Raw genomic sequence first — 12,840 nt, 5'->3', positions numbered from 1 at the left:
TGGCCGTAGTTAGACCAATTTTCGCGCCACTCTGAAGCCGACGATGTCGTTGGCCAGCACCGCCGAGAAGCCGTTGCGCACGGCGGAGCGCAGATAGCGCGGGTTGTAGAGCCACGAACCGCCGCGCAGAATACGCCGCACCGGGTCGCCGCCCTCCTCCCACGCGCTGCCGTCGACCGGCGCGCCGACGTAGGTGTCGTGCACCAGGTCCTGCGTCCACTCCCACACGTTGCCGTGCATGTCGAACAGGCCCCAGGGATTGGGCTGGAAGGTTCCCGCCTTGTTGGTGCCCTGGATATACGCGCCGCGCGGGCTGCCGTTGTAGGTGTAGTGGCCATCGTAGTTGGCCTGCTCGGTGGTGATGGTGTCGCCGAAGCTGAAGGCGGTCTTGGTGCCGGCGCGGCAGGCGTACTCCCATTCCGCCTCGCTGGGAAGGCGGTACAACTGGCCGGTCTTCTCCGACAGCCAGCGCAGGTACAGCTGCGCGTCGACCCAGCTGACGCCGACCACCGGATGCTCGTCGGTCTGCGCGAAGCCAGGCGCGCGCCAGTCGGTGTCCGACTGCGACTCCCAGCCGGTGGCGCGCACGAACTGGCGCCACTGTCCGACCGTGACGGGCGAGCGCCCCATCGCAAACGAATGTTCGATGCCGACCCAGTGCTGCGGGGTTTCGCGGTCCAGCCAGTTCTTCTGCGCGCCGGCCTTGATGGCCGCCGCCTGTTCATGTTCGTGTGAACCCATCTGGAACCGGCCGGTCGGTATCAGCACCAGATCGGGGCCGACGCCTGTGCCATCGAGGAAGCGGTCGCGCAGCACGCCATTGGCGTCGGCGACCGGGCTGCCCGGCGTGGGCATCAGCGCGGCCAGTTCGGCGGCGTTGCGCTCGGCCTGCTGCTTGCGGTGGCGTTCCTGTTCGGCGCGATAGGCCGCTTCCGCCTTCAGCTGCGCGGCTTTGCGCTGCTGCTCCTCGCGTTCCTCGCGGGCCTTCTTCGCGTCGGCATCGCGGCGCGCCTGCAATTGTTCGCGCAAGGCCTGCTTGCGCGCCTGCGCTGCGGCTTCCGCCTCGGCGCGTTGTTTGGCCTCCAGCGCGCGGCGTTGCTGGTCCAGCTTTGCCTTCTCCGCCGCAGCCGCCTGCGCCTCGGCCTGTCGACGCGCCGCCAATTCGGTAGCCAGCGCCTGGCGCTTCAACTCGGCGGCGCGCGCCTGCTCCGCTTGCGCGGCCTTGGCCTCGGCGTGGGCGGTTTGCTCGGATTTGCGCTGCTGCTCGCGCTCCTGCGCCAATTTGGCTTGCGCGGCCAGTTCCTCTTCGCTCGGGCCGGCGGCGCGGTGCAGCTCCGCCAGCAGCTCGTTGACCGATGCCGGACGGCGCTCCTGCGCGTAGGCGAAGCCGTTCTGCAGCACCTTCCACTGCGCGGGGTTGAGTCCCTGCGGCGGCGACGGATGGAAATCGGCCGGCCGCATATCGTCGAACGGCATGCGGCCTTCGAGCAACTGGTAGATCATCACGGCGACGGCGTAGACATCCAGCTTGGGCGCGGGTTGGCGCTGATGCGTGCCCGCTTCCGGCGCGCGGTAGCCGACCGTGCCGGCATTGGGCGTCTGCAAACCGAGGCTGCTGCCGGCGCTGCGCGCGCGCGAGGCGATGCCGAAGTCGAGCAATTTGATCTCGCCGCGCTGGGTCAGGAACACATTGCCGGGCTTGATGTCGCGGTGGACCAGCTTGTGCTTGTCCCATGCGTATTGCAAGGCGTCGCCGACGGGCGCCAGCAGGCGGTACACGGTGTCCAGCGGCAGCGGGCCTTGCGCCGCCAGGTAGGCGTCGAGATCCTGGCCTTCCAGGTATTCCATGATGATGAAATAGCTGGAGGTGGCGGGGTCCTGCGCCCATTCATACACGCGGACGATGTTCTCATGCGCCAGCTTGCGCGCCTGCGTCGCTTCCTCGATCAACAGCTTGGCGTGGGTGGCGCTTTGCGTCAGCTGCGGCGGCAGGATCTTCAGGGCCACCATGTCGCTGTGGCCCAGTTCCGCGTGGGTGGCCAGGTCGGTCGCCTGCCACACCTGCCCCATGCCGCCCATGCCGATCAGGCGCTCCAGCCGATAGCGGCGGTTCTGCGGGCCGATCTCCTGCCCGGACATCAGCCCCAGCTCCGTCCCCTGCCGAACCGGCGGCGGGGCCGTGACGCCGCCTCCCGGTGGCGCGTACTCCGCATCCAGGATGGCGTTCTTGCGGCGGTCGAACTCCTGCAAGCTCAGTAGACCGTCATCATGTAAGGCCCGCAGTTCGCGGATCTTGTCTCTTGCTGTCTGCATCATTAAGCGAAGTGTAACCGTTCCTGCTTCAAACCGTTCAAGCTAAAGGCACGCCGCATTGGGCGCAGAATTTGTCCAGCGGGTGGCCGGCCCGCGTTGGATGGCCGTTGACGCAATAGCGCACAGGCGCCGGTGGCGGTGCCGATGCTCCGGCCTGCGCCACGCCCACGCCCAGCTGGCTCTGCGTGGTCAGCGCGCTGGCGCTGGCCGCGTTTTGCACGTTCAGCAGATCGAGCTGGTGGCGGCGGTCCTTGTCCATTTCGGCGTCGCGGTGCGCGCGTTCCTCCAGCACCCGAGCATGCGCCAATTGCGCCGCTTCCGCCGGAGTGACGCCATGTTCGGCCGCCACCACGTTCGCCAGCGCCTGTATCTGCTCTGCCGTCATGCCGCCCTGGATCTGCAGCTTCATGATCTGCGTCAGTGCCTCGGCGTTGGGTGCGGCGGCGGTGGCTACCTTGGCGGTATCGCTCAGGCGTCCGATGGTTTCGATGCGCGCCAGTTCGTGCGACTGCTGCGCCAGCAGCACATCGTACTCACCCTTCCAGCGCGCGAACTTCTCGTCGCGGTCGTGCTCCAGTTTCTTCAGCTCGCGCTGCCACTGGGCCTCCTGCTCCTTCTGCTTGAGGATCTGGCGCTGTTCCTCGACCTCCAGCTGATCCAGCATGGCCTGCTTGTTCACGGCCAGGTTCTGGCGCTGGTGCACGCCGTCCGCCTCGATGGTGCGCAACAGCTTTTCGTACTGGGCGACGGAATCGGCCTGCGCGCCGGCGCGCTTCAATTCCTCGATCTTCTGGTTGATCTCGGCCACCTGCACTGCGTTGGCCGCGTCCTTGACGGCGTCGCCGCGCAGCAGTTCGCGCTGGCGGGCCAATTGCAGCTGGTCTTCCCATTCCTGCACGCGCTCGGCCTCGCGGCGGCGCGCGGCGGCGGCCAGGGTCAGGCCCTGGATGCGCTCATTGTGGCCTTCCGCCTCGATTTGCAGCTCGCGCTCTTTTTCCGCCTTCTCGCGCTGGCGCAGCGCGGACAGCTCGCTGCGGCGATGCGCTTCGTCCTCGATCAGCAGCGCCTGCGCCATCTGGTTCTCGATGGCCTGCTGGCGCAGCTGGTGCGACAGGCGCTGCTGCGCCAACTGCCGCTGCTCGGCAGCGGTCTGCTGCAGCACTTCAAGCTCGGTGCGCATCTTGATCTGGGCCAGGTGGCGCACATGCTCCCAATCCGCCTGCTCGCCGGCGCGGTGCGATTTATTCTTCGCCAGCTCGTGTTCCAGATCGGCCAGCACAGTGCCTGCGCCCTTGTCGACGGCGACCTTGCGGGTCTTCGATTCCATCACGCGGCTGTACAGGTCCACTTCGCGCGCGCGCAATGCCTGCATGCGCTCGGATTCCTTGAACGTCAGCTCGGCCTTTTCGACGGCGGCGTCCTGGCGCAGTTCGGCGCGGCGCAGCTCGGAGCGCATCTTCTGCTCTTCGCGCCAGATGGCCTGCCATTCCTCTTCGTCGTAGATCTGGTCCAGCTGCTTGGTGTGCTCCAGCTGCACGTGGCGCTCGTCCGCCACCAGCCACAGGGTGCCGATGCGTTCGCGGTTGTGGTCGAATTTGTCGTGGCGCAGCGCGGCGGTCTCCACGCGGTCGATGGCCAGGCCATACGCGGCCAGGCGCAGCTTCAGCGCGGCCTGCAGGCGCTCGTCCAGTTGCAGGCGCAGGTCGGCGTTGTGCGCCATGTCGCGCATCGACCGGCTGCCGACGAATTCCGCCGCCACCTGGTGCACCGATGGCCCAAGCAGGTCGTGCAGGTCCTGCGTGCTGACGGTGCCCGGCACGGTCATGAAGTGCTGGGCGAAGGCCGGCACGTTCTCGATGCGGATGGCGACCGTGAAGCGGGCCGATACCTTCAGATGTTCCGCCGTTTGCAGGTCGGCGAAGGAAAACTCCACCGGCAGCGCGGCACTGCGGGTGATCAGGATTTCTGCGTTCTGGTTGCGCAGCAGGTGGTTCAGGCGGGTGAAGAAGCCTTCGATCTCGTACTCGCCCTGCGGCACCTCGGTGGCCTTGTCCGCCTGCAGGATGTAGGCGCGCGAGGTGGCCGGCACGCGCAGCGTTTTGGTGAAGATGCCGGACAAGGCGCTCACGCCGAAGTACACGGCCAGTTCGTCGTCGCCGGGGATCCAGCGGTTATCGCGCAGTACCGGCTCGTTGCGCGGGGCGCCCAAGGTCAAGCCGCAGTGCTTGCAGTAGCCCGACTGGTCGTCGTTTTTGTGCTCGCAGCGCGGGCATTTGACGCCGCCAAAACCAAACATTTGGAACATGTCAGACTCCTTCTTCGATTCATCTTCCAGGGCCGCCCTGCCATTCGCCGATTTTAGCAGGGCGAGCCCGATTTCATTCTTGCGCACGATACCGCGCTGCGCTAAATCATACCGATCCGCTCGATACAGGCAACGCTGGCGCCCCTTTGGCGCAATTCGGCGGTAAAACCGGCCGGCAGGTTGGGCTCCCAGTCCTTGGGCAGCAGGATGCGGTCGCCGGCGGCGGCTTGCTTCAATATCAATTCCAATTTGGGCTCACGGCCCTCGACCGTTTCAACGCGGCCGGCATGCCAGGCGCTGGAGCAGCCGGTGGCGATGATGCGCCCACGCGGCACGAATTCGCGCCCTCGCGCCAGCCGGTCGGCCATCACCAGCGCAAGTTGATACGATCCGCCCTGGAAGCGCGGCTGACCAAAACGCACCACGCTGCGCCAGCGTCCCAGCCCCCTGGCGTCGAAATGGCGGGAATTGGCCAGCGTCTGGCGCACCTCCAGTTGGGCGCTCAGGTCCAGGCCCGGCGCGGCGATGGTGTCTTCCTCGCTTGTCGCGGCCGATATTTCGGCGGCGCTGTCGATCGCAAAGACGCTGACCTCCACCCATGCCAGGCTGTCGTTGATGCCGCCGCTGTGCAGCGGGAACCAGGCGCGCACGGTGGAAACGCCGGCCGATGGATCGGCATGTCCGCTCAGCGCGCCCAGGTGGGTGATGCGCTGCGTGCGCGCAGCGCCGTCGCCAACCGTGCCATCGACGCGGCCAAGGTGCCATGCATCGGACCAGCCTTGCGCGTATTCGCCGCCCGCATGCATCGGCCGATGCAGGCCGCGCACCATGCGGTCGGCCAGTACGGCGGCCAGTTCCCAGTCGCGGTCTGCGGCGGCGGGAGCGATGTCCATGCTGAGGACGACCTGGTCGCGGCTGTCGAGGCGCACTTCGGTGTGGCGGGCCAGGCGTACCACTTCCTGCATCCGCTCGGCGATGGCGGGGGCGCCGGCGACGCTGCATTTGACGTCGGCGCGGTTGGCGCGCGGGCGGCGGCTGGCGGTGATGGTCAGTACGCGGCCGTCGGCCAGCATGCTGCGGCATTCGGCGTTGGTGGGCACGGTGGCGGCGGATAGCGTGGTCATAGCGTAGGTTCCATGCGGGGCGCATGCGGAGCGCGGCGGAAGGCAAGGCCGGTTTCCAGGTTGGCGCAAATGCGATCTGCATCTTCCAGCAACGCCGGCCATTGCGCGTGGTCGGCGCGCTGTAAGCGGGCCAGCAAGGCCCAGGCTTCGTCCAGCGCCTGCACCGCCAGCAGGGTTTGGACGGTGCGACGGGTCTGTTCTTCGTGCGCCAGCGGCTGGTCGGGTGCGGCCCATGCCAGCGCCGGCATGGTGTTGACGTTCAGCGCGGCCATGCCGAGACGCAGTAACAGGGCCTGGTGTTGTTGGAAGATTTGCAGCCCGTCCGGCAGGACGAGCAGGCGCAGTTCGGTGGCAAGGCTGGGGAGTTCGATGAAGAGGCGCCGCAGGGCGTATGCGTCCTGCTGGTCGGTTGACGCGCTGGTCGCGGCGGTACGCGGCGATTGCGCAGGCGGCACGGGCGGCGCAATCGGGGGCAAGGGCGAAACGGTGGAGGGCTCCTCGCGCGCCGGCGCGACTGCTGCCTCGGTTGCCGCCACAATGTCAGCTTCGATCGCGGCGCGGGCCTTCAGCACTTCGGCATAATCGACCCGGTCGCCCAGATCCACTGGCACGCAATCGTCGACAGTCACGCCGAAGCGCGTGTACATCAACTGATTGAGCCCAGCGCGGAATGCGTGCCACTCGTCCAGCGTGGTGCATGGCGGCAGATCCAATGCGCCCTGCGCGAGCTCCGTTTGCAGCGCAGCCTGTGCTGCCGCGCGGAGCGTCTCCAGGTCCAGGCGCTCGGCCATCTCGCTGTACAAATACAGGTCGAAACGCTGCTGCGTCACGCGCGGATTGGGCGCGTCCACCACAAAGCGCAGCTGCAGTCCCCACTCCGGCGCCGAGGCGAATGGAGCCAGATGCACCGTGTACGGCCCCGGATGAAAACACAGCGCCGTCTCGCCCTGCTCACAGGCCATCTTCCCGGCGGGCACGCGGCGTCCGTGGCCGCCGGCGTTGAAGACCACGACAGTGCTGCCAGCCGGCGCAAAGTCGCCCTCCTCGAGCCGAAGCGCGATGAGCGTGACTCCCAGACCGTCGACATCGACGGCTGGTTTGCGGCGCCGGAAAAATATACCCATGGTCTAAGGTGTCACCGGTTCGACGGCGAAACCCGCACCGTACATCTGGAAGTGCCGCGCCGGCGCGGTGGCGAAGGGCCAGGCGCATTCGCATTCACCGTCCGCGTCCAGGCGACCTTGCAGGACGATCGCCCCGCCGCCGTCTATCACGCGCACCATCACATGCTCACGCAGCAGGCGCGCGGCGAACGGCGCCTCCGCCGACAGGCTCAGGATCACCTGCCAGCCCTCGCCTTGCGGCAGGAAGTGCAGCGTCCAGCAGTTGTCGTCGGTGACCAGCGATTCCAACGCGGTAGCGCTGGCGGCCGCGCGCAGCATGCCGCTGCTGCCGCCCCATACCGGATCGTTGGCGGCCTGCGGCAAGCCCGCACGCGCACGCCGCTCCAGCGACAGTTGGCGAAAGCGCCGCAACGTCAGCGGCGACGCGGACAGCGCCTGCCGTTCGTTCGGCGTCAGCGCCCGGCTGCCGTCGAGCGCCGCCAGCAGCGTGGCGTCGGCCAGCATCAGGCGGTCGCCCGGCACGGCGCGGGCCAGCAGCGCGCGCTCTTGCAGCCGCGCGTCTTGCTCATCTTGTGCGGATTTCAAATCGTTCTCCTTCATTTCACCGGCGCGGCGTTGGCCGCGTACAGCTTGTCGATCGCTTCGTTGCGGCGCTTGCGCAGCGTCGGCATCGAAATCTGGTCCAGCGCCGCCAGCTGCTGCAAGGTCGGCAGCTCGCCGGTGGCCGGGTCCAGCCAGGCTTCCGGGTAGGTGTCGTCGGCGGCGCCCAGCAGTTTTTGGTACACGGCCAGCCGGATCGGCAGCGATTCGCCGCTCAGGATGCGCAGCGCCCAGCTGCCGGCTTCCTGCGCGGCCCGCGCCAATTCCAGATAGCGGGGGGGCAGGGAAAGCGCGCCGGCCAGCGATTGTTCCACCGCCAGGTCATGGGCCTCGAATTCGGGTTCCGGCCCGGCGCCGTCGTCCGCAGTGTCGTCCCCCAGGCTTGCCTCTTCCTCCTCCGCCGGCTCGGGCAGGATGCGGTCCTCATCCTGCGCCTGGCATTGTTCGGACTCGCCGATCACGCGCCAGTAGTCTTCCAGCCACAAGGCCGCTTCGCCAGCGTCGCCCGACCAGTCGTCGGCGCGGTCCATATTGGCCGACAGTTCCTCGTAGTCGCCGATCTCCGACAGCATCGCCCCGATCTTCTCCGGGCTGTTTTTCAGGCTGGCGAAGCGCTTGGACCTGGTGTGCAGCGGCCCGGGCGAACCGGCATAGCGCTCCTGCGACTCGCTCCAGCGGATGATCCACTCGGCCTTGCAGCCGCCGATGGACTTCATCTGCCGCGCCTCGATCGGGCTGCCGTCCAGCGGACGTCCGAGGATATCGCCCACCTGCGCCGCATGCTGGCGCCAGTCCGCGAACAGGCCGGCGATCTCGCGGTAGGCGGTATCGAGCATACGGTATGTATAGATTTTGTTGGGCGAGCAGTCGCGGCCCGTGGTGACGATGTAGTTGTCGGCATCGACCTTGTCGCGCAGGCCGGCGTACATGTCGTTGACCTTCTTGCGCATCACGCCTTCGGCGGCGGCGTCGAGCCAGAAGGCGCCGCTGCGCGCATGTTCGGCGGCGACGGCGGCGGCGAACGCCAGCCAGAACGCGGGCTGCGCCTGCAATTCAAACAGCAGGCTAAGGGACAATTCATAGACGCTGTCGCCGTAGCTGTTGCCCTCCGCCTCGGCGCGGGCCAAGCGCGCGCCCGCGCGCAGCGCTGCGGCCACCGCATCGGTGTAGCTGTCGAGCAGCGCGGCGTGCTGCCCCGCGTCGAGCAGCTGGTGCATCTCAAGCCGCCGGAACGCCTGCAGCGAGCAGTGTCCCAACAGCTTGCGCACTTGTTCCCAGCCGTGCTCCTGATACCGGGTTCCTGGCAAGCGCATACAGTCCTGTCAATAATAGAAAAACGAAAATGGGCGCGCTATGGCGGACGCCTCAAAATCATGCCACAAAAGCGGCGATTTCATTATCCCGTTTACAAGCCTATTTCCCCTTCTGTTCACGGTTCTGCGCCGCCAGCGTGGACAGCACCGCCGCCAGCACGGGCGCCGCGTGCTCGCCGCCGGTGGCGTTCGAGTGGCTGACAAAGGCCGCCATTGCCAGCCGGTGCGTCTGGCCCGGCAAGGTTCCCGGCTCCAGCCAGCCGGTGAACCAGACGGTGGCCGTGTCGTCGCCGGTGGGCGCGGTGCCGGTCTTGCCGTACAGGCCGGGGCGCACGCCGGCCAGCGCGGCGCCGCCGAACGCGCCGGCGCCGGTGCCGACATCGACCACGCCTTTCATGCCGGCCTTGATGCGGTCCAAACGGATGCCGACCGGTTTCATCTCCGGCACGGCGCTGTCGGCGCGGCCCAGCGTGAGCAGCATGCGCGGCGCCACCACCTTGCCCTGCCCGACCGCCGCCGCGGCCAGCGCCATTTGCAGCGGCGTGACCTGCATGCGCAGGCCGATCGACATCTGCCGCAACTCGTGCCGCGTGTGGATAGGATCGATGTGCGCCGGCGTGGCCTGCAGCGCATCCCAGCTGCGCCAGTTGAAATCGGCCGGCAGCAGGCCGCCGTCCAGGCGAAGTGTCTGTTCGAAACCCAGCCTGTGCGCGGCGGCGACGATGGGACGCACCGCGTCGAGCGCGTCGGCGTCCAGCGCCTGCAGGTCCGGCGCGCCGCCGTCGGCGCGGCCGAACAGGCTTTGGTCGCTCAATTCGCCGGACCAGGCGAACCAGGTATTGAGGCTGTAGGTCAGCGCCTGCGCCAATCCCAGGCGGCCCTCCTGCGCGCGGCGGTCCAGGCTTTGCTCGTGGTAGTTGGTGATGTGTGCCAGGCGCGGATTGAGCGGATAGCTGGCGGCGTCGGTCTGGAAGCCGAAGCCGCGCTGCGCGGCGAGCCGGTTGATGGCCGGCAGCGGCATGCCGCCCAGCAGCGCGTCGATCTGTGGATCGCGCTGCGCGGCCAGTTCCAGGCCCAGCGCGCTGACCACCTTGAACGTGGAGCCGGGGCTCTGGTGCGCGCCGCCGTCGTGCTGCAGGGCCGGCAGGCGCAGAGGACTGCGCGCGGGGCTGGTCCGGTCGAAGTCGCGCACCTCGGCCCAGTTGGCGGCGCTGACTTCGCCGGCGCCGGCGCCGGCGGCGGCCAGCACGTCACCGGTTTCGGTGTCGAGGATGACCAGGCCGGCGTGGCGGCCTTCGGGCGCGGGCTGGCCGCCGGTGCAGGCCTTGCCGTCCCAGCGGCCGCGATGCATGCCGATGCAGTTCAACACGTGCTGGCTCAGGGCTTGCAGCGGCAGGTCCAGCGTCAGGCGCGCGCCGACCGCCGCGCCGGAGGCCCGCGAGACGGTGGCGTCGGATACCGGCAGGCGGGCCAGCATGCCGGCCACGCTGTTGGCGTGGTCGCCGCTCACGCCCAGCAGCGGCGCGAGGCCGGCCTCGATGGCGGACTGCGTCGGCGCGCCATCGGTCCACAGCGGCGTGCCGTTGCGGTCTACAAGTTGTACCGGCGACAGCGCGGCGGGACGAGGCAGGCCGGGTGCGGCATCGCCGGCGACGGGCGACAACGCCTGCCATACAAGCCGTCCGCCGGCGACGCGCAGATGGCGGTATTTCTGGTCCTCCGGCGCGTTGAAGTCCAGCGGTTGCGCGGTGAGCTGCACGCTGCGCGCGCCCGCCAGCAGTGTCAGCCTGACCTGCTGCACATCCGAGCCGCTGGCGCATGCGCGGCCGGTGCAGGCCGGCGACAACTGCGCGCTGGCGCCGACGCTGCCGGTGACGCGGCCGGCCACCATCACCTGCATCGTTTCGCCGCCCTGCGCGGCGCGCGGCAGCGCGAGGCTGAGGCGCACCACGGGGCGGCCACTCTGCCCTTCGGCGGCCTGCGGCCAGCGGGCCACGCGGGTCCACGGCTGCCAGCCCTGCGGCAGGGAGGCGAACAAGCGCGAGGCGGCGACCGGCATCTGGCTGGTGGTGGCGACCATCGCCGGCACGCTGCCTGGCGAGGCGTCGCTGCCGGCGCTGGCGCTCCAGTCCAGCACAAGGCCGGCGGGCGCCTTGACGCGCCAGGCCAGCAGGCGGCGCTCGCTGTTGTAGATATCGATCTGCTGGCGGACGTAGGCGCCGTCGGCCTGGTAGTACAGGCGCTTGAAGAGTTTGTGCGTGGCGGCGCCGGGCTTGACCTGCTTCCAGTTGTCCAATTCGGCGGCGCGTTCGGCGACGCCTGCGGCCTCCCATTGCGCCAGGTCGCGCGGCGCCACTTCGATGGCGCCGGCGGCGGTCAGCCGCACCAGGCCCTGTTCCTGAAGTTCGTTGAACAGCGCCTGGTCTTCCAACGCCGCCGGCGCGGCGGCCGGCACCTGGTACGAGCCGGCGGCGAGCGTCGTGCTCACGGCGCTGCCGCGCGCCGGGAAGGCCACCACCAGCGCGCTGCCCGCAGCGGTCTTAGGCGCCAAGCGGTACATCTGCACCAGCAGCTCGCCCGCCTGCGGGCACATGGCGTTGGCGCGCCGCTCGATGCGCAGCGCCGACGCGGCGCCCCACAGCAGCCATCCCTGCTGGCGCAGCGCGACCTGGCCGCTGGCGCCCTGCTCGATCTGGCCGAAGCTGGCGTCGCCGATCCAGCGCGCGCCCGCCTGCGCGCTGCGCCAGCTCAGTCGCAGCGGCTCGCTCAGCGGATCGGCGAAGTCCGCGCGGGCCGTGCCGTCGATCTGGATTTCCGGCACGGCGTCCGCGCCGGCGCCGCTGTCGGCCACCAGCAGCACGTTGCGCAGCGAGACCTGGGCGCTCGATTCCTCATTGCGCTTGACCCAGCGCTTGACGTCGTCGAAGCGATAGCCGAGCCGCAGCGGCAGCAGGCGTGCGTCGCCGGGGCTGCGCATCTGGCTGCACAGGTCCACGCGCACGGCCGGCGCGGCCTGCATGCCGGACGCCACCAGCAAAGCGCCGCCGGCGTGGATGCTGGTACTCAGCCCCGCCTGCGACGGCACGGTGAAGGCGGCGCCGGGCAGCACGGATTGATAGGCGTAGGCGGCGCGCACGCTGTTGACCGCCTGCGGCGTGCTGACCGTGGCGGCGGCCAGATGGCGGGCGTGGCCGGCGATGAGCCCACCGCCCCCGGCCAGCACACAGACACCGGCCACGGCGATCCACATGGCGCGATGCCGGCCTATCGAACTCTCAGCGCCTTCTGCACCGTCCTGCGCGCCAGCGGCGCGGCTGCGGCCGGAGCGCGCCGTTGGCACCAGCCGCATCGCCGGACGGCCGCGCGCGCCGGCGCGCAGATTGGCCTGCCTGCGGCGCGCAAGGCGGCGCTGGGCCCAGGCTTGCAGTATGGTGGTGATGAATCTCGGCATAAGCCCCTCGCGCTGGTGGACGGTATCTGCCCAGCCTTAGCGGAGGGCGGGGAAAAGCCGTTCCGTGGTCTAAAAGCTATCGCCTTATCGCGCCAATCTGCATTTCGGGCCGCCAAAAGCGCGTCTCGTCGCAATCCCGTGGCGGCTGGACAGGCCTTTGCATAAAGTGAGCACATCGAAACACACTTTTAACCACCGAAAGGAAGCAAAATGAACGTCCTGAAAAACTTCGAAGCCCTGTTTGTCGTGACCCTGGGCCTGGCCTGCGCCGCCAACTACGTCCTCGACGAAACCACCGCGGCGCCTGCGCCGGTTCAAGCCAGCTACGCCGCGCCAGCCGCTAAGGACATGCAAGTGATCGTCGTCAGCGCCAAACGCCTGACCGCCGAACAGAAAAAACAATCGCTGCTCGACGAAGGCAAGTCCGTGCTGGCCGCCGACACCACCGCAGCGAGCAAAATTTGAAGGCCCGTAAGCCCTTCGCCTGTACGCGCCACCGACATGCCGCGTAACAGGCGAAGCCTTTCCCCGCCTCGCTCCGTTTCAAGCTCGCCTTTCCGCACCTCCCCCGCCTCCTTGCCCTCTGTGCGCCATCGCACACAACTTCACC

The 12,840-nt window shown here is 68.6% G+C and carries 8 protein-coding genes; 1 reads left to right on the top strand and 7 read right to left on the bottom strand.

From position 1 onward, the window contains the following. Positions 1-9: 9 nt before the first annotated feature. The 7 genes from AC07WS_RS26395 to AC07WS_RS26365 all read right to left on the bottom strand — a co-directional run bounded on the left by AC07WS_RS26395 (position 10) and on the right by AC07WS_RS26365 (position 12,230). A complete protein-coding gene (locus AC07WS_RS26395; RefSeq protein WP_494731923.1) occupies positions 10-2,316 on the bottom strand; it encodes an SUMF1/EgtB/PvdO family nonheme iron enzyme in 2,307 nt (768 codons plus the stop codon). Between the two features lie 34 nt (positions 2,317-2,350). Further along, positions 2,351-4,618 (bottom strand): hypothetical protein, encoded by a 2,268-nt coding sequence (locus tag AC07WS_RS26390; protein WP_494731922.1) that lies wholly within the window; start codon positions 4,616-4,618, stop codon positions 2,351-2,353. 101 nt (positions 4,619-4,719) lie between these two features. Beyond that, the gene (locus tag AC07WS_RS26385) at positions 4,720-5,742 is read right to left on the bottom strand and encodes a hypothetical protein (RefSeq protein WP_494731921.1); all 1,023 of its coding nucleotides are present in this window, start codon (positions 5,740-5,742) and stop codon (positions 4,720-4,722) included. Beyond that, positions 5,739-6,866: a hypothetical protein gene (locus AC07WS_RS26380; RefSeq protein WP_494731920.1), complete on the bottom strand. Its 1,128-nt coding sequence runs from the start codon at positions 6,864-6,866 to the stop codon at positions 5,739-5,741. Before AC07WS_RS26380 ends, AC07WS_RS26385 begins: the two co-directional genes overlap by 4 nt. Before the next feature lie 3 nt (positions 6,867-6,869). Next, positions 6,870-7,451, bottom strand: coding sequence for a hypothetical protein (locus AC07WS_RS26375; protein ID WP_494731919.1), 582 nt, complete (start codon positions 7,449-7,451; stop codon positions 6,870-6,872). An 11-nt stretch (positions 7,452-7,462) separates the two neighbouring features. Continuing rightward, positions 7,463-8,779, bottom strand: coding sequence for a hypothetical protein (locus AC07WS_RS26370; RefSeq protein WP_494731918.1), 1,317 nt, complete (start codon positions 8,777-8,779; stop codon positions 7,463-7,465). Positions 8,780-8,879: 100 nt separating this feature from the next. Further along, on the bottom strand, positions 8,880-12,230 hold the full coding sequence (locus AC07WS_RS26365) for a penicillin-binding transpeptidase domain-containing protein (RefSeq protein WP_494731917.1): 3,351 nt from the start codon (positions 12,228-12,230) through the stop codon (positions 8,880-8,882). A gap of 210 nt (positions 12,231-12,440) precedes the next feature. On the opposite strand from AC07WS_RS26365, the gene AC07WS_RS26360 reads away from it, so the two are divergent. Beyond that, on the top strand, positions 12,441-12,695 hold the full coding sequence (locus AC07WS_RS26360; protein WP_494731916.1) for a hypothetical protein: 255 nt from the start codon (positions 12,441-12,443) through the stop codon (positions 12,693-12,695). Positions 12,696-12,840 lie beyond the last annotated feature (145 nt).

Source organism: Duganella sp. GW821-FHT01E12 (assembly GCF_059422325.1).
The sequence above is the reverse complement of the archived record's forward strand: the minus strand, read 5'-3'. Positions and strand labels throughout refer to the sequence as shown.

Coding starts and splice junctions, on each gene's coding strand:
- AC07WS_RS26390 (WP_494731922.1), bottom strand. CDS start 4,618: ATGTTCCAAATGTTTGGTTTTGGCGGCGTCAAATGCCCGCGCTGCGAG.
- AC07WS_RS26370 (WP_494731918.1), bottom strand. CDS start 8,779: ATGCGCTTGCCAGGAACCCGGTATCAGGAGCACGGCTGGGAACAAGTG.
- AC07WS_RS26360 (WP_494731916.1), top strand. CDS start 12,441: ATGAACGTCCTGAAAAACTTCGAAGCCCTGTTTGTCGTGACCCTGGGC.
- AC07WS_RS26385 (WP_494731921.1), bottom strand. CDS start 5,742: ATGACCACGCTATCCGCCGCCACCGTGCCCACCAACGCCGAATGCCGC.
- AC07WS_RS26380 (WP_494731920.1), bottom strand. CDS start 6,866: ATGGGTATATTTTTCCGGCGCCGCAAACCAGCCGTCGATGTCGACGGT.
- AC07WS_RS26365 (WP_494731917.1), bottom strand. CDS start 12,230: ATGCCGAGATTCATCACCACCATACTGCAAGCCTGGGCCCAGCGCCGC.
- AC07WS_RS26395 (WP_494731923.1), bottom strand. CDS start 2,316: ATGATGCAGACAGCAAGAGACAAGATCCGCGAACTGCGGGCCTTACAT.